The organism is Comamonas sp. Y33R10-2 (assembly GCF_019355935.1).
In the GTDB taxonomy this organism is placed as follows: domain Bacteria; phylum Pseudomonadota; class Gammaproteobacteria; order Burkholderiales; family Burkholderiaceae_C; genus Comamonas.
Genome location: NZ_CP079925.1, coordinates 3,005,087 through 3,027,084 on the forward strand (window position 1 = coordinate 3,005,087; position 21,998 = coordinate 3,027,084).

24 protein-coding genes and 1 pseudogene are annotated in these 21,998 nt (G+C 58.2%); 21 read left to right on the plus strand and 4 right to left on the minus strand.

Annotated features, from left to right (window positions below):
- The first annotated feature begins 361 nt into the window (after positions 1–361).
- The 4 genes from motA (at position 362) to KUF54_RS13435 (ending at position 3,474) form a co-directional block, all read left to right on the plus strand.
- A complete protein-coding gene (gene motA / locus KUF54_RS13420) occupies positions 362–1,222 on the plus strand; it encodes a flagellar motor stator protein MotA (RefSeq protein WP_219343297.1) in 861 nt (286 codons plus the stop codon).
- 87 nt (positions 1,223–1,309) lie between these two features.
- Positions 1,310–2,371 (plus strand): flagellar motor protein MotB, encoded by a 1,062-nt coding sequence (gene motB / locus KUF54_RS13425; protein WP_219343298.1) that lies wholly within the window; start codon positions 1,310–1,312, stop codon positions 2,369–2,371.
- An 89-nt stretch (positions 2,372–2,460) separates the two neighbouring features.
- Complete coding sequence (gene cheY / locus KUF54_RS13430) at positions 2,461–2,847, plus strand: chemotaxis response regulator CheY (protein WP_219343299.1); 387 nt, start codon at positions 2,461–2,463, stop codon at positions 2,845–2,847.
- 3 nt (positions 2,848–2,850) lie between these two features.
- Positions 2,851–3,474, plus strand: a complete 624-nt coding sequence (locus KUF54_RS13435) for a protein phosphatase CheZ (RefSeq protein ID WP_219343300.1) — start codon at positions 2,851–2,853, stop codon at positions 3,472–3,474.
- Between the two features lie 211 nt (positions 3,475–3,685).
- On the opposite strand, the gene fliE is transcribed toward KUF54_RS13435, so the two are convergent.
- A complete protein-coding gene (gene fliE, locus KUF54_RS13440) occupies positions 3,686–3,994 on the minus strand; it encodes a flagellar hook-basal body complex protein FliE (RefSeq protein ID WP_219343301.1) in 309 nt (102 codons plus the stop codon).
- A 174-nt stretch (positions 3,995–4,168) separates the two neighbouring features.
- On the opposite strand from fliE, the gene fliF reads away from it, so the two are divergent.
- The 13 genes and pseudogenes from fliF to fliR all read left to right on the plus strand — a co-directional run bounded on the left by fliF (position 4,169) and on the right by fliR (position 15,730).
- Positions 4,169–5,869, plus strand: coding sequence for a flagellar basal-body MS-ring/collar protein FliF (gene fliF / locus KUF54_RS13445; RefSeq protein WP_219343302.1), 1,701 nt, complete (start codon positions 4,169–4,171; stop codon positions 5,867–5,869).
- Between the two features lie 137 nt (positions 5,870–6,006).
- Positions 6,007–7,002, plus strand: a complete 996-nt coding sequence (gene fliG / locus KUF54_RS13450) for a flagellar motor switch protein FliG (protein ID WP_219343303.1) — start codon at positions 6,007–6,009, stop codon at positions 7,000–7,002.
- The gene (locus KUF54_RS13455) at positions 6,995–7,840 is read left to right on the plus strand and encodes a FliH/SctL family protein (protein ID WP_219343304.1); all 846 of its coding nucleotides are present in this window, start codon (positions 6,995–6,997) and stop codon (positions 7,838–7,840) included. Before fliG ends, KUF54_RS13455 begins: the two co-directional genes overlap by 8 nt.
- A 68-nt stretch (positions 7,841–7,908) precedes the next feature.
- Entirely contained in the window at positions 7,909–9,276 is a 1,368-nt protein-coding gene (fliI, locus tag KUF54_RS13460) for a flagellar protein export ATPase FliI (RefSeq protein ID WP_219346406.1), read from the plus strand.
- A 34-nt stretch (positions 9,277–9,310) separates the two neighbouring features.
- Positions 9,311–9,775, plus strand: coding sequence for a flagellar export protein FliJ (locus tag KUF54_RS13465; RefSeq protein ID WP_219343305.1), 465 nt, complete (start codon positions 9,311–9,313; stop codon positions 9,773–9,775).
- A 2-nt stretch (positions 9,776–9,777) separates the two neighbouring features.
- The gene (locus tag KUF54_RS13470; RefSeq protein WP_219343306.1) at positions 9,778–11,172 is read left to right on the plus strand and encodes a flagellar hook-length control protein FliK; all 1,395 of its coding nucleotides are present in this window, start codon (positions 9,778–9,780) and stop codon (positions 11,170–11,172) included.
- Positions 11,173–11,385: 213 nt separating this feature from the next.
- Positions 11,386–11,937, plus strand: a complete 552-nt coding sequence (fliL, locus tag KUF54_RS13475) for a flagellar basal body-associated protein FliL (RefSeq protein ID WP_219343307.1) — start codon at positions 11,386–11,388, stop codon at positions 11,935–11,937.
- 15 nt (positions 11,938–11,952) lie between these two features.
- Positions 11,953–12,956, plus strand: a pseudogene (gene fliM, locus KUF54_RS13480) (flagellar motor switch protein FliM).
- Positions 12,946–13,383: a flagellar motor switch protein FliN gene (fliN, locus tag KUF54_RS13485; protein WP_219343308.1), complete on the plus strand. Its 438-nt coding sequence runs from the start codon at positions 12,946–12,948 to the stop codon at positions 13,381–13,383. Before fliM ends, fliN begins: the two are co-directional and overlap by 11 nt.
- Positions 13,384–13,420: 37 nt before the next feature.
- Positions 13,421–13,807: a flagellar biosynthetic protein FliO gene (locus KUF54_RS13490; protein ID WP_219346407.1), complete on the plus strand. Its 387-nt coding sequence runs from the start codon at positions 13,421–13,423 to the stop codon at positions 13,805–13,807.
- Positions 13,800–14,561 carry a flagellar type III secretion system pore protein FliP gene (fliP, locus tag KUF54_RS13495; RefSeq protein ID WP_219343309.1) on the plus strand — a complete coding sequence of 254 codons (762 nt, stop codon included), beginning with the start codon at positions 13,800–13,802 and terminating at the stop codon, positions 14,559–14,561. The genes KUF54_RS13490 and fliP overlap by 8 nt, the downstream gene beginning before the upstream one ends.
- A gap of 138 nt (positions 14,562–14,699) precedes the next feature.
- On the plus strand, positions 14,700–14,969 hold the full coding sequence (gene fliQ, locus KUF54_RS13500) for a flagellar biosynthesis protein FliQ (protein ID WP_219343310.1): 270 nt from the start codon (positions 14,700–14,702) through the stop codon (positions 14,967–14,969).
- A complete protein-coding gene (fliR, locus tag KUF54_RS13505; RefSeq protein WP_219343311.1) occupies positions 14,966–15,730 on the plus strand; it encodes a flagellar biosynthetic protein FliR in 765 nt (254 codons plus the stop codon). The genes fliQ and fliR overlap by 4 nt, the downstream gene beginning before the upstream one ends.
- 385 nt (positions 15,731–16,115) lie before the next feature.
- On the opposite strand, the gene KUF54_RS13510 is transcribed toward fliR, so the two are convergent.
- From KUF54_RS13510 to KUF54_RS13520, 3 genes are all read right to left on the minus strand, one after another.
- On the minus strand, positions 16,116–16,286 hold the full coding sequence (locus tag KUF54_RS13510; protein WP_219343312.1) for a hypothetical protein: 171 nt from the start codon (positions 16,284–16,286) through the stop codon (positions 16,116–16,118).
- A 141-nt stretch (positions 16,287–16,427) separates the two neighbouring features.
- A complete protein-coding gene (locus KUF54_RS13515) occupies positions 16,428–17,057 on the minus strand; it encodes a response regulator transcription factor (RefSeq protein ID WP_219343313.1) in 630 nt (209 codons plus the stop codon).
- 55 nt (positions 17,058–17,112) lie between these two features.
- Positions 17,113–18,234: a histidine kinase gene (locus tag KUF54_RS13520; RefSeq protein ID WP_370627610.1), complete on the minus strand. Its 1,122-nt coding sequence runs from the start codon at positions 18,232–18,234 to the stop codon at positions 17,113–17,115.
- A gap of 115 nt (positions 18,235–18,349) precedes the next feature.
- On the opposite strand from KUF54_RS13520, the gene KUF54_RS13525 reads away from it, so the two are divergent.
- From KUF54_RS13525 to KUF54_RS13540, 4 genes are all read left to right on the plus strand, one after another.
- Positions 18,350–18,799, plus strand: coding sequence for a hypothetical protein (locus tag KUF54_RS13525; protein WP_219343314.1), 450 nt, complete (start codon positions 18,350–18,352; stop codon positions 18,797–18,799).
- A gap of 42 nt (positions 18,800–18,841) precedes the next feature.
- Entirely contained in the window at positions 18,842–19,204 is a 363-nt protein-coding gene (locus tag KUF54_RS13530; protein ID WP_219343315.1) for a response regulator, read from the plus strand.
- Between the two features lie 32 nt (positions 19,205–19,236).
- Positions 19,237–21,411 (plus strand): chemotaxis protein CheW, encoded by a 2,175-nt coding sequence (locus tag KUF54_RS13535; protein WP_219343316.1) that lies wholly within the window; start codon positions 19,237–19,239, stop codon positions 21,409–21,411.
- A 62-nt stretch (positions 21,412–21,473) separates the two neighbouring features.
- Positions 21,474–21,962 (plus strand): chemotaxis protein CheW, encoded by a 489-nt coding sequence (locus KUF54_RS13540; RefSeq protein ID WP_219343317.1) that lies wholly within the window; start codon positions 21,474–21,476, stop codon positions 21,960–21,962.
- Positions 21,963–21,998: the final 36 nt, after the last annotated feature.

A 21,998-nucleotide genomic window follows, 5' to 3' on the forward strand; every position in this document is an offset into this window, starting at 1 on the left:
TGGTGAGATCAAAACGACGCCGCCACAGTGACCTGAGACCCTCTCAGGGTGGGCGGCGGCGGCAGCCCAATCCAGCACCCCAGCCGGCAGTCCTATGTTTTGCTGCTGTGGCTCGCTGGTTACAGGGCTTTTTTCCCTGTTGAGATGCTTATCGGAGTCGTCCCGCAAAAACTTTAGAAAGTTCTGCAAATATTTTTCTGAATGTAACGAGTTTGTGCTTCTGACTTTAGTGCGGCTGCGTATCAGAAACGGTATGCGCCAGATTTGGCCTACATAACTTTGCTTACCTGCCGATCTATATGCTAAACGCCCGGCTTTTCGCGCCAATGCCGGCTCGCTTGCAACACCACAATCGGCACCTATGCTTGTTCTTATTGGATATATCGTCGCCTTCGGCTGCATCTTTGGCATGTATGTGCTGCATGGCGGCAGCGTCAGTGTTTTGGTTAAGGCACTGCCGTTTGAGCTGGTGACCATTGGTGGCGGCGCTTTAGGAGCGTTCATCGTTAGCAATCAGCCCAAGGTGCTCAAAGCCACGATGAAGGCCATTCCTTCAGTGCTCAAGCCTTCGCGCTACACCAAGGCGCGGTATCTGGAGATCATGGCGCTCTTATATGAGCTGCTACAAAAGGCCCGCAAAGAAGGTTTGATGTCGATTGAGGCCGATGTGGAAGACCCGCAGACATCGACCGTGTTTCAGAATTACCCACAGCTGATGGCGGACCACCATGTGATGGAGTTTTTGACCGACTATCTGCGCATGATGGTGTCGGGCAATCTGAACTCTCACGAGATTGAATCGTTGATGGACAGTGAAATTGAAGCCCATCACGACGAGGCACATGCCCCGGTGATGGCGCTGAATCGCTTGGCGGGTGCGCTGCCCGCCTTCGGCATTATTGCGGCCGTTCTGGGCATTGTGAACACCATGGCGTTTGTGGGCCAGCCGCCTGCGGTGCTGGGCGGCATGATTGCATCGGCGCTGGTGGGTACGTTCTTGGGCATTTTGCTGGCCTATGCGCTGGTCGAGCCCATTGCCGCGTTGCTAGAGCAGCGCGTGCAAGATGGGGCCAAGGAGTTTGAGTGCATCAAGGCCACCTTGCTGGCCAGCATGCAGGGCTACAACCCCGGCACTGCCATTGAGTTTGGCCGCAAGGTGCTGTTCTCTAGCGAGCGCCCCAGCTTTTCTGAGCTGGAAGGCCACGTGAAGGGCAAGAAATGATGAGCCGCCATTGGCTGAGTTGGGCGGGTGCCGCTGCTACGGGTACGGCTGCTACGGCTGAGGCTACGGCTGAACTGGAGCGCAGCCATGGCGGATAAGAAGCTGCAGCCCATCATCATCAAGCGCGTCAAGAAGGCCGCCCATGTGCATCATGGCGGCGCTTGGAAGATTGCTTATGCCGACTTTGTGACGGCAATGATGGCTTTTTTCTTGCTGATGTGGCTGCTGGGCTCCACCGCACAGGGCGAGCTGCAGGGCATTGCTGCGTATTTCAACTCACCGCTGAAGGTGGCCATGTCGGGCGGCTCGGGAGCAGGCAATAGCTCCAGCGTCGTGCCCGGTGGCGGCAATGATCTTTCTAAGGTGCATGGCCAGGTGCGCCGCTCTGAGGCGGATGAAAATGCCAACCGCCGCAGCAGTCAGGCCGCAGGGCGGGCTGAGGAATCGGCGCGTGACGCGCAGCGGCTGAAGGGGCTCAAGGCCAAGGTTGATGGCCTGATTGCCAATAGTGCGCGTTTGAAAGAATTTCGCTCGCAGATTCGCACAGAAATTACGCATGATGGACTGATGATTCAAATCATCGACGAGCAAAACCGCCCCATGTTTGACAGCGGCAGCGCCTTGGTCAAACCCTATATGCGGGACATTCTTCGTGAAATTGGGGCAGCACTAGGCGGGGCTGAAAATTTGATCAGCCTCTCGGGCCACACGGATGCAGCGCCTTATGGCAATGCCGACCGAGGTTATAGCAACTGGGAGCTGTCGGCAGACCGCGCCAACGCATCGCGCCGCGAGTTGGTGGCCGCGGGTATGCCTTTGGAAAAGTTAGCGCGCGTGGTGGGCATGGCCAGTAGTGACCCTTTGCTGCCCGAGGAGCCGCGCGCTGCGCAAAACCGCCGCATCACGATTACTGTTTTGACCAAAGAGGCAGAGCGCCGCGTACTGGGTCAAGACAAAGTCCGCAGCATGGAGCAAGTGGGTAATGCCCAAGAGGCGGCAAACGTCATTCACAATTCCACAGCCAAGCCGGCGCTGCCCAGCGCGCTTGATGCTCAGTCTTTGGGGGCTAAAGAAGAGTTTGTTGCGACAAGCACTGAAGTTGGCTCCAAAGCTGTCGAAAAGCATGACAATGCACGCGCATCGCCATGATGATGACAAATTGTTACCATCGCGGCTGACGACTTGTTTGCAAGCACCCATTCCGACTGTACCGACCGAACCGACCGAAAGGGCCTCTCGTGGCTACTGCCCTGCGTTTTTTGATTGTTGACGACTTCTCCACCATGCGCCGTATCGTGCGCAACCTGCTTAAGGAGAGTGGCTTTACTGATGCTGATGAGGCTGAAGATGGTGTTGCTGCCCTGAATAAGCTGCGCGCCAGCAAGTTCGACTTTGTGGTGACGGACATCAACATGCCGAACATGAACGGCTTTCAGTTGCTGACTGAAATCAAGCAAGACGAGAAGCTCAAGCATCTTCCCGTGCTGATGGTGACGGCTGAAGCTCGCAAGGAAGATATCGTCGCCGCTGCCCAAGGTGGCGCGGCGGGCTATATCGTCAAACCCTTCACCAAAGCGACGCTGGAAGAGAAGGTGAACCTCATCATCAAGAAGCTCGAGCTGTAAGCAATGAGCAGCGACCCAGAGGCTTCAGCCAACGTCCATTACAAGATTGGCGTGCTCACGCGCCAATTGCACAACTCTCTCAATGAGCTGGGTTATGCGGATCGCTTGCGCAGCAGCATGGGTGAGTTGCCCGATGCGCAAAGCCGCCTGTCCTATATCGCCCGCCTGACGGGTGAAGCGGCAGACAAGGTGCTAGGTCAGGTCGAGGTGATGCAAAGCCAGCAAGATTTGCTGATTGAGCGCACCCGTGCCATACGAGCCGAACTCATCAAGGACCCCGTAGCGGCTGTGGCCAAAGGCGGGGTGATGAACTTTTTGCAAGAAGTAGAAGAGCGCACCCAGCAGACCGGCAGCCACCTGACCGAAGTGATGATGGCGCAGGACTTTCATGATTTGACCGGCCAAGTCATTGCCCGCGTGGTGGCGCTGGCGGCAGATTTAGAGTCACAGCTGCTGGAATTGTTGATTCAAACATCACCTGAAGGCGAGCACGCTCCGGTTTTAGCTCCTGTGGAAGCAGCGTCTCAACCCAAGCTGGCAGGCCCGGTGGTAGACCCTGAAAACACGGTCGATGTAGTGACCTCGCAATTGCAGGTCGATGATTTGCTGGCGAGCCTAGGCTTCTAAAACAATAGCTGCATGTCCTTTTGATATAAGGACTTGAGCCTCAAAACAGTCTGGTTCTTATGAATCAGGCTGTTTTTTATGGGCGATTGCGGGCTCAAAGCGGGGCGCAAAAAAACCGCATGTCGCAAAACATGCGGCTAAGCATTGAATGGAAACTTGCCTTGTCTCCAGCATGTCTCCAGCATGCCTCCAGTGTGTAGTCGCTGGAACATCACACCTGCATATTCATCACATCCGAGTAAGCCTGCACCAGACGGTTGCGCACTTGCAGCGTGGCCTGAAAACCGATTTGCGACTTTTGCATGGCCAGCATTGTTTGCTCAAGACTCACTGCTGGGTTTTCCAGCTGCACTTCGCGCTGCAGCTGGCTGGAATGATTTTGCGCAGCGCTGACGGATTGCAGCGCGCTTTGCAGGGCTTGGCCGAAACCGCTAGCGACGGGCGCAGTGCCAGCGCCGCCGACTTTGGTGAGCTGAGTGCCAAGCTGGGCAGGGGAGAGGGCTGGGATCTTCAGGTCCATATCAATATCCAATAGGCTTGATGAGTTGGAGGTGATCGTAGTTTTTTCTGCGCACGCCAGACGGGTAATAAATGGGTGAATCGGAGCTCTTTTCAGGGGAACGGGGCAGCGCAGAGTCCGAATAATCCACTGGACGCTAGACCTCGTGTGGGGTCTGGACACCATGGAACCAAGATGTCTGCTGTAGCTGAAGTACCTGTCCCCAATGCTGTGCCACTTTCCCGCCCTGCGATGACGCAGCGCTGGAATGCGCTCGACCGTGGTCAACGTCTTCGCTGGGGTGCATTGGCAGCCCTGGTCGCAGTCGGGCTCGTGGCCGCAGCAGTGTTCTATCGCCAGCCTGATTACAAGATGCTGTTTGCTAACGTCAGCGACAAAGATGGCGGCGCCATCGTGGCGCAGCTGACCCAGCTGAACGTGCCTTATAAGTACAGCGAGGGCGGCGGCTCTATCCTGATTCCTGCGGACCGTGTGCACGACGTACGTCTGAAGCTGGCCACTCAGGGCTTGCCCAAAGGCTCGGTGACGGGTTTTGAGCTGATGGAGAACAGCAAGTTCGGCATCACCCAGTTTCAGGAGCGCCTGAATTTTCAGCGCGGGCTGGAAGGGGAGCTGACCCGCTCCATCCTCGCCTTGAACGCCGTGCAAAGCGGGCGTGTGCATCTGGCACTGCCCAACCAAAATGGTTTTTTCCGCGAGCAGCAAAAGCCTTCAGCCTCGGTGCTGCTGAGCGTACACCCGGGCCGTGTGCTGGACCGTGCGCAGATCGCTGGCATCGTGCATCTGGTGGCATCGAGCGTGCCAGAGATGGAGCCTGGCTCCGTGAGTGTGCTCGACGATACGGGCAAGCTGCTGTCGCAGTCGCCAGACGGCAATGCCGGTGGCGTGGACATGCAGCAGTTCCTCTACACCCAGCAAATTGAGCAGCAATATGTGCGCCGCATTCTGGATATTTTGGAGCCCGTGGTTGGTAAGAACAATGTGAAGGCGCAGGTCTCGGCCGAGCTGGACTTTAGTCAGACCGAATCGACCTCAGAGCAGCACCGCCCCAACCAAACAGGTGACAGCGGCGCGGTGCGCAGCCAGCAGGTGATGGAGACGGGCGGAGAAGCCAAGTCTGCGCTGCCTACCGGTGTGCCCGGTGCTACCAGCAACCAGCCGCCAAGCAACGCCACAGCGCCTATCAACGGTGCTAACCCCGCGCCTCAAGCCGCGGGTGCGGCCGGTGCGGGGCAAGGTGGTGCACAGGCCAGCGGCAAACGCGAGTCGATTACCAATTACGAAGTGGACAAGACAGTCAAGGTCACGCGTGGCAGCTCCGGCAATATCAAGCGTTTGACGGCCGCTGTGGTGGTGAATGCACCGCTGACTGTTCCTGCTGCTGCTGGAGATGCGGCGACGGCTGCTGCAGTCAGCTCGGGGCTGCGCGCGCTCTCGGCCCAGCAGCAAGAGCAATTGCTGATGCTGGTGCGCGAGACCGTGGGTTACAGCGCTGATCGCGGTGACTCGGTCAACCTGGTTAGCGCGCCGTTTATGGATGGCGGCGCAGCACCGGCTGATCTGCCGGTATGGAAAGACCCAGAAATTCAAGCCATGGCCAAGAGCCTTGGCGTGCCCATTGCGCTGGCGCTGTTTGGTGCGCTTGTGTTGTTGGGCTTGGTGCGTCCTTTGATTAAGGCGAGCAAGGCCGTGCCGGGCACGCAGCTCAATGCCATTGAAGGCGAGGCGCTGGAGCGACCCGCTTTGGCCGCGCCTGTGACGGACTTGTCGCCGACCAAGGAGCAAGAGCGCATGAACCAGGCGCGCGGCTTGGCCAAGCAAAACCCGATTGCAGTGGCGAATATTGTGAAGACGTGGATTAACGGTGAGGGGTGACGCAGTCAGCCCCTGAGCCTGAGTCTGAGTCGCAAAGCGCCTTCCCCCTTAAGCGGGGGCGATGCCATGGCTTAAGGGGCGCTTGCTTGGCATCCTTCGTGTGCCGCAGTTAAGAAATTAAAGAGAGAGTTTTGAATATGGACGAAAGAGGTTTGAACGACGCTGCCATCTTGCTGGTCTCCCTCGGTGAGGAAGAGGCGGCTGAGGTGTTCAAGCATCTCTCGCCCAAGGAAGTGCAGAAGCTGGGCGAGACGATTGCCCGTATGCGCGGCGTGACGCGGGAGAAGGTTGATTTTGTGATCGAACGCTTCACCAGCGATGCCGCTTCGCAAAGCTTGTTAGTGGACGACGCCAGCGACTATGTGCGCTCGGTTTTAAAGCGCGCACTGGGTGATGACAAAGCCGCGTTGCTGATTGATCGCATCATGCAAGGCGGTGATATCTCGGGCATTGAAAGCCTCAAGTGGATGGACCCGCTGTCGGTGGCTGAGTTGATGCGTGCTGAGCACCCGCAGATTGTGGCGGCGATTTTGGTGCATCTGGAGTATGAGCAAGCCGCTGCGGTGCTGATGCAGTTTCATGAGCGTTTTCGCAGCGAAGTCATGCTGCGCGTGGCCACGCTGGAAGGCATTCAGCCCACAGCGCTCAAGGATCTCAACGAGGTGCTGTTCAAGGTGCTGGCGGGTGGCGACAAGATTCGCAAGACCTCACTGGGCGGCGTCAAGACTGCCGCTGAAATGCTCAACCAGATGGCGGGCAATGCTGATGTGGCCGTGCTGGACACGATTCGCAACTACGACCCTGAGCTGGCGCAGAAGATCATGGACAAGATGTTTGTCTTTGACGATCTGATCAAGCTGGACGACCGCTCGGTGCAGATGGTGCTGCGCGAAGTGGTGTCCGAGACGCTGATCGTGGCGCTCAAAGGTGGTTCGATGGAAGTGCGCGACAAGATTTTGGCCAATATGTCCATGCGTGCCGCCGAGTCGCTGCGCGAAGACTTGGAAGGTCGTGGCCCCATGCGCCTGTCCGAGGTGGAAGCGCAGCAAAAGGAAATCCTCAAGGTTGTGCGCCGCCTGGTCGAAGAAGGTCAAGTCACCATAGGCTCAGGCCCGGAGGACAGTTATGTCTAACGCAGCCTCTACACGTTCGAATTCGCGCTTTATTCCGCAAGAAGAGATTGACGACAGCACCGTGGTGCAGTGGCAATTTGGCGCGGTAGATTCGCCTGTCGGTGCATTCAAGCCCATGCAGCAAGCGGCTTTTATTCCGGCGGGCGCAGACCATTTCAATGGCTTTTCACCCTCGATAGGGCATCAACCGCAAGCGAAAAATCAGGCCTTGCCTGACGCGCAAGTGCTGGACATAGAGCCTGCAGAGCCCGCTTTTGATGAAGTGCAGCTGCAGCAAATGCTGGAGCAAGTCCGCGCCGAAGGCCATGCGCAAGGTCATGAACAAGGCCTTGCCGAAGGCCGCAGCCAGACCCAGCAGCAGTGGCAGCAGCGCATGGATGACCATATCAGCGGCGAAGGCCGTGAGAACATGCGCCGCCTCAACAGCGTCTTGCAAAGCTTGGAGGGCAACTTCAAGCAGATGCAAGCGGCCACGGCGCAAGAGCTATTGAATTTGGCCTGCGACATTGCCCGCCAAGTGGTGCGCCAAGAGCTGCGCAGCCAGCCGCAGGCTTTGCTGCCCGTGATTCGTGAAGCACTGGACATGCTGGTCGATGAAAGCCGCCCCGTCACCTTGCGCTTAAACCCTGCGGATTTAGAAGTGCTTGATGCGCCTTTGCGCGCTGAGCATGGCGCGCACAGCCGTATTCAGTGGGTGGGCGATGCCTCTATCGCTGCCGGCGATGTGAAGGTGGAGTCTGGTGGCTCCGAGATTGATGGCAGCTTGGACAAACGCTGGCGCCGTGCTGTCGCTGCGCTGGGCTTGGTATCGACCTGGTATGACGGAGATAAGGCATGAGTGATGTGCCCGATGCGACCCATATCAACGATACCAGCGACGCCTCTGATAACTCCTGGTCGCAATTCATGAGCCAGGCACGGGCGCGTTATGCGCAGCCTGTGCCGCTGGAGTGCCATGGTCGCCTGACGCGATTGACAGGCATGGTGCTTGAGGCTTCTGGCCTGCGCGTGCCTGTGGGCGCGCAGTGCCATATTCACCAGCAAGGGCAAGCCCCTGTGCTGGCCGAAGTGGTGGGTTTTGCGGGCGAGAAAGCTTTCTTGATGCCTGCGGGCGATATTCAAGGCCTCTCCAGCGGGGCCATGGTCGTGCCGGCTGCGCCTTTTATTCCTGTGCCTCAACTGGGAGTGGCCGAGGCTGAAGTCGTGAGCCAAACCGTGGGCGTGCTGCGCCTGCCCATGGGCGATGGCTTGTTGGGCCGTGTGGTGGATTCACAAGGCATTCCTTTGGATCGCGGTCCAGCGCTGGAGGGCGTGGTGCCCGAGGTGCTAGACCGCAACCCCATCAACGCCATGGACCGCGACCCAGTGCGCGAGACGCTCGACACCGGCGTCAAGGCGCTGAACTCGCTGCTCACCGTGGGGCGCGGCCAGCGTCTGGGTTTGTTTGCAGGCTCGGGCGTGGGAAAGTCCGTGCTGCTGGGCATGATGGCGCGCTACACGCAGGCCGATGTGATTGTGGTGGGCCTGATTGGCGAGCGCGGTCGAGAGGTCAAAGAGTTCGTCGAAGACATTTTGGGCGCGCAAGACCGCAGCCGCGCCGTGGTGGTGGCTGCCCCTGCCGATGCACCGCCGCTGCTGCGCATGCAGGGTGCGAGCTACGCCACGGCAATTGCCGAGCATTTCCGCGACAAGGGTAAGCATGTGCTGCTGCTCATGGATTCGCTCACCCGCTACGCCATGGCCCAGCGTGAAATTGCGCTGGCCATTGGCGAGCCACCGGCCACCAAGGGCTACCCGCCATCGTGCTTTGCCAAACTGCCCGCACTGGTGGAGCGCAGCGGCAATGGCTTGCATGGCGTGGGCTCGATCACCGCCTTCTACACCGTGCTGTCTGAGGGTGACGACCAGCAGGACCCGATTGCTGATGCCGCGCGCGCTATTTTGGATGGGCACGTTGTGCTCTCACGGGCGCTGGCTGAGACTGGACATTACCCTGCTATCGACATTGAGCAGTCAGCTTCTCGCGTGATGCACAACGTGGTCTCGCGTGAGCACTTTGAGATGGCCCGCCGCTTTCGCGCCGTGTATTCGCGCTACCAAAAGGGGCGCGATCTGATTCAGGTGGGCGCTTATGTGCCCGGCTCTGATCCGCAGTTGGATGAAGCGATTGCACTGCAGCAGTCTATGGCTGGTTTTTTGCAGCAAAGCATGTTTGAAAGCTCCAGCATGGAGCAAAGCCTCAGCGGTATGGCGCAGGCCTTGCAGCAGGGCTGAGCCTGAAGTCATTGAGTCAAAGGAGTTGCCCTAAATGTCGTCCTTGAATGCATTGAACGTCGCCATTGAAGCTGCGCAGCGCAAACGTGACGCTGCCCGCACCGTGATGCAAGAGCGCCAACGTGCCCAGCAGGCGGCGCAGGCCCAGATGGACCAGCTGCAAGGCTATGTGCAGGAGATGCAAGCCCGCTGGGGCGCGCAAGAAGGTCTGGCCGTGCAACCTGAAGTCATGCACCACCAATATCAGTTCATGGAGCGGCTGCAGCACGCTATTGGTTTGCAGGCCCGCATGGTCGCCGACCAAGATATTCGACTGGAAACCGCACGCCAAGCCTTGCTGACGACCGAGCTGCGCGTGACCAGTTTGCAAAAAGTGGTACAGGTGCGTAAGCGTGATATGGCGCTGATGCAAACGAGGCGCGAGCAAAAAGACACCGACGAGCGTGCCGCCATGGCATTTTTTCGGCGCAGCTTCGGCTTGCAGCTTCAGGAGGCTTGACGATGGCGGAAAACAAGATTGATACCCCACGTAGCCCAGAGCCGCGTGCGAGCAAAGTCACTGGTCAAGCGATGAGTTCGGTGAAAAGCACCTTGCCTGTGGATGATGAAGCGCCTGCTTTTTCATCGCTGCTGGCTGCGTTGGAGCAGTTTGCGGACCCAGCACAGCCACCGCTGAGCTTGCAGTCAGGCCAGACGCCGCAAGATGCGGGTGACTTGCCTGCATTGCCTCATTTGTCTGCGCTGGCGCAGCAAGATGCCCTGCTACAGGCACAGGGCCACGCCCCGTGGATGAGTTTGGTGGGGCAGACCACGCGTCTTGATACGCAGGGCGATGTGGACTTGCGCCAAGGTGCTGCCACTGACTTCCTCTCAGGCCGCGGTAACCTGACCCAGCTGGCGCACCGCCAAGGCTTGCAAACTAGTGGCTTTAATGGTGTGGCTGGCGCGAATGGTGCCGGGGCACATACCGCCTTTTTAGACCATAAAACTCAGTCAAATCAGCTGCAAGTCCAATCAAATCAAGCGCTTGCAGCTACTAATTTTGATGGTGAAGCCTTGGACTTGAAGCCTGATCAAGGAGAGCAAAGTCACAGTGCACTGCTCACGGCAGCCTCCGATGTCGTTGATGAGCCTATTGCGCCTATGTCTGCGCGTGGCGAGTTGGCTGCGGCTAAGCTGCATGCGGCAGGGCATCAGAGCATTAGCTTGCAAGGTATGACGGCAGTGCAGCCGCAGACGCTAGAAGGCCTCAAAGATTTGCTGCGCGGCGCGCGCTCATCGGCGCTTGATGAAAGTAATGGCGCAGGCAAGGCAGCAAGCAAGTCAGGCTCTGGCAATGGAGCGCAGGATTTGCTGGGCGCAGCCATCGGCGGGGCAATGGGCGCAATGGTGGGCGGGGCTGGCGCAGGTATGCAGGGCGGCAATCAGACCTCGTCTGATTTGGGGCAGAACTCCAGTGGTCAGCAGCCCGCCGAGCGTGAGCAAGAAGTGTCTGAGCAAGTGGCCTTTTGGGTACACCAGAAATCACAGAATGCCTCGTTGTCGATTCAGCATGAGGGCAAGCCCATTCAAGTTCAGGTGCAGCTCAATGGTCAAGAGGCGCATGTGCGCTTTGCCGCCAATGATGAGCAGGCGCGCCAGTTGCTGGCTGATGGCCAGTCTCAGCTGCGTGAGTTGCTAGAGGCGCAGGGCTTGAGCCTCAGTGGCGTGAGCGTGGATGCCGGTGGCGCGCATCAGCAAGGCGCTGGCGGGCGCTCTGACGATGCTCAACGCGCACAGCCTAAAAGCGCGAGGGTTGCGGTGAATGCGGCAAATGCCGCCGAGCTGCCGGTTGATGCGCTCAATACGCGTCAAGCCATGCGTGCAGGGCCTTCTGGCGTGGACTTGTTTGTTTGAGAAACAGACAAACTAAAACCCTAATGACTCCCCATGTCTACAGCCCGCGTGCGGTGCTCAGGCGATAGCGAAGCCCGGATCAAACCGGGTTTCGCAGTTTTATTCAGGCAATAGCGCATACAGCGGGCGGCGAATAATTCAGGCGTGGACCTTCCGTGTCGCAGCAATGGCTGCGGGGTGGATGCAGTCCCTCACTTTTGAGGAATTCCCGCCGTGTCAGCCAACCCCAATGCCGCCTCTGTTGTACCTGCTCCTGCGAAAAGCAAGAAGCTGATCGTCATCGTGGCCATCGTTGCCTTGTTGGCCATTGTGGCTGCTGCCGCTTATGTGCTGATGATGAAAAACTCGCACCGCGCAGGCGATGGCGATGAAGAAGTCAGCACCCAAACAACGGTGCCCACTTTCTTGCCTTTGGACAATATGGTTGCCAACCTGGCGGACCCGGGCGGTGACCGTTTTGTGCAGCTTGGCATTACGCTTGAGCTGAACGACGAGAAGACCGCTTCCACCGTCAAACAATACCTGCCCAGCATTCGCAACGGTATTTTGCTGCTGGTATCTCAGCGCACGGCCGATGAGCTGCTGGCGCGTGAAGGCAAGGAAAAGCTGGCCGCCGATATTTTGGACGAGGTCTCAGCACCGCTGGGCTATGGCAGCAATGCCAAAAAGCGCTCGCGTGATGAAGATGCCGACGAAGACAGCCCAAGAGCCAGCCGCAAGAGCCCTGTGCGCCGCGTGCTGTTTTCCAGCTTCATCATTCAGTAAGCCGGGAGGACATGCATGAGCGATTCTTTTCTCTCCCAAGAAGAAGTTGACGCCCTTCTTGAAGGCGTTACCGGCGAGAGCCAGCGTTCCGAAGTGGAGGAGGTCGATCTCGGCCAGATCCGCAACTACGACATCTCCAGTCAGGAACGTATCGTGCGTGGGCGTATGCCCACCATGGAAATTGTCAACGAGCGCTTTGCCCGCAATTTCCGCATTGGCCTGTTCAACTTCATTCGCCGCAGCCCGAAGTCTCCGTGGGCACGGTGACGGTGCAGCGCTACAGCGCCTTTTTGCGCGAGCTGTCAGTGCCCACCAATTTCAATATCATGGCCATTCGTCCGCTGCGCGGAAATGGTTTGATTGTTTGCGAGCCTTCGCTGATTTTTGGGGTGATTGACACCTTGTACGGCGGCACAGGCCGTTTGCAAACCCGTATTGAAGGGCGAGACTTCTCGACGACTGAGCAGCGCGTGATTAACCGCTTGGTCAACGTGATCTGCGAGGAATACAAAAAAGCCTGGCATGGCATTTATCCGCTCGATCTGGCCTATCAGCGCTCGGAAATGCAGCCCCAGTTTGCCAATATCGCCACGCCCAGTGAAATCGTAGTCTCTACCGCTTTTCAGCTGGAGATTGGCGACATCACCGGTTCCATCCATGTTTGCATGCCTTATGCCGCGTTGGAGCCGATTCGGGATGTGCTGTATTCGTCCACACAGGGCGATGCGATTGAGGTCGATCGCCGCTGGGTCAAGGTATTGACCCGTGAAATTCAGTCCGCCGAGGTGACCTTGGTCGCTGAGTTGGCCCGAGCTGACGCGACGGTGGAGCAGTTGCTGGCTATGCGCCCCGGTGACTTTATCGAGCTAGACCGCGAGCCACTGATTCGCGCCTCCATTGGTGAGGTGCCAGTTTTCGAGTGCCAATACGGCACACACAACGACAAATATGCAATCCGCGTAGAACGCAGCCTGCGCGGCGGCGATGCCGGTTGGATGGGAGATAAGCATGGCAATTGAAGACAACAACAAGCCCGAGGGCGATGATCCATTTTCTGGCTGGGCTGAAGCGCTGCAAGAGCAGCGCCAGCACGACGAGCCTAGCGGTGGCGCCACGGTGTCCGAGCAGGGCGGCCCGCTCAGCGGTGATGCAGCGCGCGCCAGCTTTGGCGATGTGCCGGTGCACGACATCAACATGGTGCTGGACATTCCGGTTCAGCTGTCCGTGGAGTTGGGCCGCACCAAGGTACCAATCAAATACATCTTGCAGCTGGCGCAGGGCTCGGTGGTCGAGCTTGATGCACTGGCCGGTGAGCCTATGGATGTGCTGGTCAACGGCTACCTCATTGCCCAAGGCGAAGTGGTGGTGGTCAACGATAAGTTTGGTATTCGCCTCACGGACGTGGTGACCCCGTCTGAGCGTCTGCGCCGGGTTAGCCGTGGTTGATAACGCAGCCAGCGCTGCTGTCACCGCAGCCCCATCCATGTGGCCGACGCTGATTTTGGTCGCCTTGTTTGTGGCGGCCATGTTGGCCTTGCCTTGGTTGGTGCGCCGCTTGCAGCAAAAAAACTTGCTTCCGCGTGGCATGGGCATGGCGCGCGGCGCTGCCCCGCTGCAGCAGCAGGTGCTGGGCACACTGTCCATCGGCCCGCAGCAGCGGGTGGTGACCGTTCAGGTGGGCGAGGGCGATGAGGCCGTGCGCTTGGTGCTGGGCGTGACTGCGCAGCAGATTCAATGCCTGCATGTGCTTCAAGTCCAGACAGTAAAAGCACAAGCTGCTAGTGAATATGTAGCAAAAATGCCTTCATTCACCGACTCTCTGGTGCGTGCACAGGCGGCGGGCTCTGGTCGGGATTCTGGAAATGTCTAAGTTCATCTCTCGCGCTGGCGCTGCTGCTCTGCTGTCGCTGCCACTAATGGCCGCCGCACAGGGTGCTACACAGGGTGCAACGGCCAGCCTGCCCTTGTTGGTGGGGCAGGGCGCTGGTGGCGCCAGTTACTCAGTTCCCATTCAGACGCTGCTGTTTTTTACGGCGCTGTCGTTTTTGCCAGCCATTTTGCTGCTGATGACGGGTTTTACCCGCATCGTCATCGTCCTCAGTTTGCTTCGTCAAGCGCTGGGCACGCAGTCCGCGCCGCCCAATCAGGTAGTGATTGGCCTGTCGCTGTTTCTCACCATGTTTGTGATGGGCCCAACGCTGGACAAGGTCTACCAAGACGCCTACCTGCCCTATACGCAAAACAGCATCAGCTTTGAGCAAGCGATTGACAAGGCCGAAGCGCCCATGCGCAGCTTCATGCTCAAGCAAACGCGCCAGTCCGATTTTTCGCTGTTCAAGCGCCTGGCCAAGCTGGATGCCAGCGTCACCGCCGAAACCGCGCCGCTGCGCGTGCTGGTGCCTGCCTTCGTGATTAGTGAGCTGAAGACGGCCTTTCAGATCGGCTTCATGATCTTTATTCCGTTTCTGGTCATCGACATGGTGGTCTCCTCCATCCTCATGTCGCTGGGCATGATGATGCTGTCGCCCGTGCTGGTCGCGCTTCCCTTCAAGCTCATGCTGTTTGTGTTGGCCGATGGCTGGAATCTCATCATTGGTTCGCTGGCCGCGAGCTTCGCCACATGAGATACCCCCTGAGCCGCTGCGCGTCTTCCCCCAAGGGGGACGGCTGCCTTTGCTGCGGGGCGGCCCTTGCTGGCTGCCTCTTTGATACGTCGCGCCAGATTCAATCGCAAGCGCTTCTTGCCCATTGAAGAGGAAGCCATGACATCTCAATTTGTTTTGACCTTTGGCCGCGAGGCATTGACTTTGCTGCTCATGATTTCCATGCCCGTGCTGGGCGTGGTCATGGGCGTAGGCTTGCTTGTCAGCATCTTTCAGGCCGTCACGCAGGTGCATGAAGCCACGCTGGCCTTTGTGCCCAAGCTGCTGGCCGCCGTGGCGGTGTTTGCCGTCGCCGGCCCGTGGATGCTGTCCACGCTGGTGGACTTTATTCGCCGCACGATCGAAGGCATTCCCGGAGCAATTGGGTGATCACTTTTAGCGAAGCCCAGATTGCGGCTTGGCTGTCGCCCCTGATCTGGCCATTTGTGCGCGTGCTGGCGCTGTTCACCACGGCGCCGGTGTTCTCGCAAAAAGCCATTCCTATGCGGCTCAAGGTCGGGCTGGCCTTTTTGATCGCGCTGTGCGCCCAGCCCATGCTGGGGGAGCAGACGGTGGTCAGCATCGCCTCGCCCCAAGCCTTGGGCACCTTGGTGCAGCAAGTGGTGATTGGCTTGTCCGTCGGCTTTGCTGTGCGCTTGGTGATGGCTGCGATTGAGGTGGCCGGTGAAGTGGTGGGCTTGCAAATGGGGCTGAACTTTGCCTCGTTCTTTGACCCGATGAGCAACGCCCAACTCAGCGCCGTTGCGCGCTTCATGGTGCAGATTGCGACGCTGCTGTTCATTGTCATCAACGGCCACTTGCTGGTGCTGATGGCCGTGCTCAAGAGTTTTGAGGCCTTCCCGGTGGATGGGAATTTTCTGCAGGCCATCTCGCAGATGCGCATTCACGAAATGGGCACTGCCGTTTTTGCCAGCGCCTTCTGGATTGCGCTGCCCATGGTCGCCATGCTGCTGTTCGTCAACTTGGTGCTGGGCATCATCTCCCGCGTTGCGCCGCAGATGAATATTTATGCGGTGGGTTTCCCGGTCACGTTGACGGTGGGCTTGATTGGGTTGACGGCGACTTTGCCCTTGATGGAGCAGCCTATGGTGGAGTTGCTGCTTAAGGGTTTAGCGGTGTTTGGGGTTTGATGTTGGTTGCTGTTTTGGGCTACATGCCTGATTCATGTGCAAGAGCCGGGTTTCGCCCCGGCGGGCAACTCACTTTCTGTGGCCAGAAAGTAAGCAAAGAGCCTGACCCTGCTGCCCGCGTCCCCTTCGCTGCGCTACGGGGCAAACCTGCGCCGTCAACCTCTTGTTGCTGTGCGGCAAAACTCACTTCGAGCTTCGCTCTCCGCTCAAACAGGTTGCCGCAAATTTGAGGTGAATGCGTCTGCACTCTGCGGTGCAGCCGCCCGCAACAAGAGGTCGTCGTCGCAGGCGCGGGCAAAAGGGCGGGGGAGCGGATACGGGATAGCTTCTTTATCGTTTTGATAGCTGCTACCCAAGGTGGGCTGCGGAGTAGAAGCCTATTTCGTCACAAATCAGGCAGGTCGTCCGCTCCCGCTCCCACCCCTTGTGTCAGCGCCTGCGGCACGCGGTTCAGGCTGCGGGCAGCGCTGCCGCAGGACAGCTTTGCTTCGTCATCTGACTTGCCGCCGTTTGTCTGAGCGAAGCGGCGCAAGCCGCGCAGCGAGTTGGGCGGCACCGCAGCCTGAATGGCGTGACGCAGGTTTACCCGTAGCGCAGCGAAGGGGCGCAGACAGTAGGGTCGCTATCGTTAATTTGATAGCGAAATATCAAATCACTACCTTGGGTAGAGGCTGATTTGACTAATATTCTTGTGAAGCTAAATCAACTTGTTATGGATCGCGTAAGCCGTCAGCTCCGCGTTGCTGCTCATCCCCAGCTTCTCCAGCACCCGGGTCCGATAAACGCTCACTGTCTTGGGGCTGAGCATCAACTCCTGCGCAATATCGGTCTGCTTTTGCCCGCTGGCAATCTTCAGCAAAGTCTGCATCTCGCGCTCGGACAGGGTTTCGTGGGGCACGGGGGCGGCGGGCTGGGCCAGGCTTTCGGCCAGCATCTGCGCCACTTCGGCGGTCAGGTACTTGCGGCCGGTGTGAACGATGCGCACGGCTTCGATCAGTTGCACCGGGTCGCCTGCTTTGTTGGCGTAACCTGCCGCGCCGGCCTTGATGCTGCGCAAGGCGTACTGATCTTCGGGGTACATGGAGACCATGATGACGCGAATGTGCGGGTGGGTTTCGCGCACGCTGGCCAGCACCTCAAGGCCGCTGCGCCCGGGCATGTTGATGTCTAGCAGCAGCACGTCACAAGTGGCGGTGCGCAGTTGCTCGCGCAGTTCGGAGTAGCAGCTGGCTTCAGCGGTGACGATGATGTCCGTGGCCTCGGCCAAGGTGTCGCGTATGCCTCGTCGCAAAACGGCATGGTCATCGCATAGCACGACGTGAATCAAGGTCGATCTCCCAATGAAAAAGCGCGCAAAGGCTTCAGTAGCATCAGTGCGTTGCTTAGGTTTCGATATCAGTTAAAGGAATAGTGAGGATGATAGAGGTTCCTTGGCCGAGGCGACTGCTCACATCCAGCCATCCTTGAACGGTGCGTGCGCGCTCACTGAGTCCTCTGAGACCGAAGGATTGAGGCTTGTTGCGCGCTTGCTCGTCCAAGCCTACCCCGTTATCTGTTACTTCCAGTGTCAAAAAACCCTCTTGGTCAGACAAGTCCAAGCTCACGCGGCTGGCTTGGGCGTATTTGCTGATATTGGTCAAGGATTCTTGCGCCGCCCGGTACACCACGACTTGCAGTGCCGGTGCAATGTTCATGTGCTCGCGGCTGGTGTGCAGCTGGGTGGGGGTCCCGGTGCGGCGCTCAAAGTCTTGCGTCAGCCATTGCACGGCAGCGACTAGCCCTTGGTCCAGCACCGGGGGGCGCAGGTTTTGCATGATGCGCTGGCTGGCGCCTAGGGCGTGCTCCAGCATTTCAAGCGCCGATTGGGTATGTTCGCGCAGCGCGCCTTCGGGGCTGTTGCGACTCATCCACGCCAGATTGAACTTGACGGCGGTGAGCGAGCCGCCAATGTCGTCATGAATCTCACGCGAGATATTGGCGCGTTCTTGCTCAATGCTGGTGTGCAAGTGCTCGGTCAGCTCGGCCAAGCGCTTTTCAGACTGGGCTAGCTCATCAATGGCGCGGCGGCGGGCTAGCCTGGCTTCATGCACCTCGATGGCGCGCTTGACCACATGGGGCAGGCTGTTTATCTGGTCTTTGAGCAGGTAGTCGCTAATGCCCAGCCGCATGATGTCTACCGCAGCGGATTCGCCAATGGCGCCTGACAGCAGCACAAACGGGGGAGCATCCGCACGGGTGCGAACCAGGTCCCAGACATCAAGCGCAGTAAAGCCCGGCAGGTGGTAGTCCGCCAAAATGAGATCGAAGGTTTGGGTCTGCAAGGCCTCTTGAACGGCGGGCAAAGTGTCTACCGTGGTGAGGCTGCACAGCAGTTTCCCTCGCTTGAGACTGAGCCGTGCAAGCGCCTGATCTGCGGCAGAGTCTTCAATATGAAGGATTTTCACTACTTGATCGTGTAATTGCATATCGCCAAGAACGCTATCATTGGATACATTTTGGAACAACGGGGCAGTAGTCGTCGAATCAGATAGATTGGCGGCGGCAATCGCTGTGGAGTTGTTCATGTGGTGGTGCATGGCGGCAAGGTCGTCATGAAGTCTTTTCGCAGTTGGAGTAACGATGCAGACAATGCAAAACCCTTTGGGTGTGCCTGCGGTTGCCATGCCGGTCATGGTGGCTGCGGAGCTGCAAGATGCCTTGCTAGTCACCTTGCGTGACTTGCAGCGCCTTGAGGGACTGCTGGACCATGCCACGCATAACTTGCTGGAACGCTTTGAGCAGGCCAATGGCCAATTGTCTCACCCCGACCTGCCTGATACGCTGGCACTGGGTTCGGCGCGCGAGTCTTTGCGGCTAGCGGTGACCGAGTTGCAGTTCCACGATATGTCCTCGCAATTGATTGCGCATATGGCACATACTTTGCAAGCCTGTGCTTTCAGGTTGGGGGCTGCTGTGATGGGCGTGGACGAGGATGAGTCTGAGATCGAGATTGGCCTGCCACCTCTGCCTGAAAAACCCAATCCCGTCACGCAAAGTGAGATGGACGCTGGCTCTGTTGAGCTGTTCTGACTTTCCTACCCTGTTTACGTTGCCCGTCTGTTGGAGCTGTACATGCGATCGATTCTGGCTGTTGATGATTCCCCCTCGATGCGAAAGATGGTTGCTTTCACATTGAGTAGTGCTGGCTTTAAGGTGGTTGAGGCCGTTGATGGCGTAGATGCGCTTGCCAAGGCTCAGGCCGAAAACATAGATCTGGTGCTGGCCGACCAGAATATGCCGCGTCTTGATGGCATTGGCCTGACCCGCAAGCTGCGCGAAGACCCCAAGTTCAAGAGCACGCCCATCTTGATTTTGACCACAGAATCGAGTGATTTGATGAAGCAAGCTGGCCGCGCTGCAGGTGCGACGGGCTGGCTGGTGAAGCCTTTTGACCCCAATCGTTTGATTGAAGTCATTCAGAAAGTGCTCCGTTAAGCCGATAACCCAGAATCACAGCAGGAAACACCATGGCGGATACACACCAGGATGGCGCAGGCTCGGGCGCGGACTTTGACCTTAGCCAGTTCTATCAAATATTTTTCGAGGAAGCCAGCGAGAACCTCGACCAGATGGAGCAGATGCTGCTCAGCCTGGATTTATCGGCCGCAGATGACGAAGAACTCAATGGCATTTTTCGCTGCGCCCACTCCATCAAGGGGGGCGCGGCCACTTTTGGCTTTTCGGATGTTACCGAGCTGACCCACCGCATGGAGTCCTTGCTGGACCGCCTGCGTCGCCATGAAATCACGCCCGTGCCTGCCATGGTAGATGTATTGCTGGAGTCTGCCGACGCTAGCCGTAGTTTGTTAGCGCGTCATCAATCCGGTGACACGGGCGAGCCGATTTCTACCGCCGAACTGGTGGTGCGCATTGAAGCATTGGCGCAGGGCCTGACGGAAATGCCGCAAGTGCATCGCACCGAAGCGGTGTCTGCGCCTGCTCAAGCGGCTGCTGCTAAGGCTACGGCTCCCGTTCAGCCTGCTGGTCAAGCTGCGGTGATTGGCACCGAGCCGCCCGCAGGCGCGCGCGTGCTGCAAATCGATATTGGTCCATTGAGCAATCTGGCATTGGGCGATTCGCTCAAGGAGCTATTCCGCGATATTCCCGGTCTGGGCACGATTCAAGATCAGGACAGCAGCAAGCCTGATTACCGCCGCTTTGAGGTCAAAACCGTCTCGAGTGATGATGAGTTGTGTGATTTGTTTGTCTTCCATGTCTCTAAAGTCCAGGTGACGATCACTGAGCAGACGCAGCAAAGCTCCGCCATGTCTGCGATTGTTACGGATGAGTTGCTCGCAGAGGCTGTGGAGCAAGAGGCGGTAACGCCTTCTACCCATCTATCTGCAGATGATGCTTATGGCTTTTTCGTCGGCGCTCCGGGTGGTCCTGATTCGCTATCGAATCAAGAGCACTCAGTCCATGATTCATCTGGACTGGCGGCGCAAAAGGCTGCTCCTAAAGCAGCTGCTGCGCTGATGGAATCCACCAGCATCCGTGTGGATGTGAAGAAGGTTGACCAGCTCATCAATTTGGTGGGTGAACTTGTGATTACCCAAGCCATGCTGGCGCAAAACAGCCAAGGGCTGGACCCGGCGGTTTGCCAGCAGTTGCTGGCGGGTCTGGCTGATCTGGATCGCAACACAAGAGACTTGCAAGAGTCTGTGATGTCGATTCGCATGATTCCCATGTCCACCGTGTTCAGCCGCTTCCCGCGCATGTTGCGTGACTTGGCGGGTAAGCTCAATAAGAAGGTGGACTTTGTCACGCTAGGCGAAGCCACTGAGCTTGATAAGGGGCTGGTCGAGAAGATCACCGACCCGCTGACCCATTTGGTGCGCAACAGCGTGGACCATGGCATTGAGCTGCCTGCGGACCGCTTGGCTGCCGGCAAGTCCGAAAACGGCACGCTGACCTTGGCGGCCTCGCATCAAGGCGGCTCCATCGTTATTGAAGTGCGCGATGACGGCCGAGGCATGAATCGCGAGAGAATTTTGAGCAAAGCCCGCGAACGCGGCATGGATGTCTCTGACGCCATGCCGGACGGCGAAGTCTGGCAGCTGATCTTTGCGCCTGGTTTTTCGACCGCCGATGTGGTGACCGATGTCTCAGGCCGCGGCGTGGGCATGGATGTGGTCAAGCGAAACATCACCTCGCTGGGCGGCACGGTGGAGATTGACTCCGTTGCCGGTCAGGGCATGAAGGTTTCAGTGCGCTTGCCGCTGACGCTAGCCATCATGGATGGCATGTCGGTGGGCGTAGGCGATGAGGTTTATATCCTGCCGCTGTCCTCTGTGGTGGAATCCTTCCAAGTCAAGGGCGATGAGGTCAACACCGTGGCCAATGGCACGCAGCTGGTCAAGGTGCGTGATGAGTACATGCCGGTGATTGCGCTGGAGCGCACTTTCCAGATACCGCGCTCGGATGAGAACGAGACCAGCAACATCATGGTGGTGGTCGAAGCTGACGGCAGCCGCGTAGCCCTGTTGGTTGATGAGTTGCTGGGCCAGCACCAGGTGGTGGTGAAGAACCTGGAGAGCAATTACCGCAAGGTGCCCAACGTATCGGGGGCCACTATTTTGGGTGATGGGTCTGTGGCGTTGATTCTGGATACCGGTGCATTAGTGCGCCGCACCCGCCACTGAGGCCAGTTTGAGCCGACCCGCCTTGCTACTAAATAAACCCGAATAACTCCGAGAGAGCTGACATGAACATCCTCAACAAGACTGCCGAAGGCTTGGCCACTGGTTCCCGCGAATATCTGACCTTCCGCTTGGGCGAGGAGGAGTACGGCATTGACATTCTGAAGGTGCAAGAAATCCGTGGCTACGAGCCGCCCACCCGCATTGCCAATGCGCCTGAGTTCATCAAGGGTGTGGTCAACCTGCGCGGCACCATCGTGCCTATCGTGGATATGCGCCTGCGCTTTAACTGCGCCAATGTGGAGTACAACGCCTTTACTGTGGTCATCATCTTGAACCTGGGTCGCCGCGTTGTGGGCATTGTGGTCGACTCGGTAAGCGATGTGATGGCGCTGGCTGCAGACGCTGTGCGTCCCGCACCCGATATCGAAAGCGCTATCGACAGCGGCTGCATTCTGGGCTTGGGTTCGGTCGGCGAGCGCATGCTCATCTTGCTGGATATCGAAAAGCTCATGGGCAATGTCGATATGGGCCTTGTGGCCTCTGAAGCCTGATTCACCCAAAGGCCTATGTGCTAAATCTGGGGCGTA

Coding starts and splice junctions, on each gene's coding strand:
- KUF54_RS13530 (WP_219343315.1), top strand. CDS start 18,842: ATGCGATCGATTCTGGCTGTTGATGATTCCCCCTCGATGCGAAAGATG.
- fliP (WP_219343309.1), top strand. CDS start 13,800: ATGTCTAAGTTCATCTCTCGCGCTGGCGCTGCTGCTCTGCTGTCGCTG.
- motA (WP_219343297.1), top strand. CDS start 362: ATGCTTGTTCTTATTGGATATATCGTCGCCTTCGGCTGCATCTTTGGC.
- fliG (WP_219343303.1), top strand. CDS start 6,007: ATGGACGAAAGAGGTTTGAACGACGCTGCCATCTTGCTGGTCTCCCTC.
- KUF54_RS13465 (WP_219343305.1), top strand. CDS start 9,311: ATGTCGTCCTTGAATGCATTGAACGTCGCCATTGAAGCTGCGCAGCGC.
- KUF54_RS13535 (WP_219343316.1), top strand. CDS start 19,237: ATGGCGGATACACACCAGGATGGCGCAGGCTCGGGCGCGGACTTTGAC.
- KUF54_RS13470 (WP_219343306.1), top strand. CDS start 9,778: ATGGCGGAAAACAAGATTGATACCCCACGTAGCCCAGAGCCGCGTGCG.
- fliI (WP_219346406.1), top strand. CDS start 7,909: ATGAGCCAGGCACGGGCGCGTTATGCGCAGCCTGTGCCGCTGGAGTGC.
- fliN (WP_219343308.1), top strand. CDS start 12,946: ATGGCAATTGAAGACAACAACAAGCCCGAGGGCGATGATCCATTTTCT.
- motB (WP_219343298.1), top strand. CDS start 1,310: ATGGCGGATAAGAAGCTGCAGCCCATCATCATCAAGCGCGTCAAGAAG.
- fliF (WP_219343302.1), top strand. CDS start 4,169: ATGTCTGCTGTAGCTGAAGTACCTGTCCCCAATGCTGTGCCACTTTCC.
- KUF54_RS13435 (WP_219343300.1), top strand. CDS start 2,851: ATGAGCAGCGACCCAGAGGCTTCAGCCAACGTCCATTACAAGATTGGC.
- KUF54_RS13490 (WP_219346407.1), top strand. CDS start 13,421: ATGTGGCCGACGCTGATTTTGGTCGCCTTGTTTGTGGCGGCCATGTTG.
- KUF54_RS13540 (WP_219343317.1), top strand. CDS start 21,474: ATGAACATCCTCAACAAGACTGCCGAAGGCTTGGCCACTGGTTCCCGC.
- KUF54_RS13455 (WP_219343304.1), top strand. CDS start 6,995: ATGTCTAACGCAGCCTCTACACGTTCGAATTCGCGCTTTATTCCGCAA.
- KUF54_RS13525 (WP_219343314.1), top strand. CDS start 18,350: ATGCAGACAATGCAAAACCCTTTGGGTGTGCCTGCGGTTGCCATGCCG.
- fliQ (WP_219343310.1), top strand. CDS start 14,700: ATGACATCTCAATTTGTTTTGACCTTTGGCCGCGAGGCATTGACTTTG.
- fliE (WP_219343301.1), bottom strand. CDS start 3,994: ATGGACCTGAAGATCCCAGCCCTCTCCCCTGCCCAGCTTGGCACTCAG.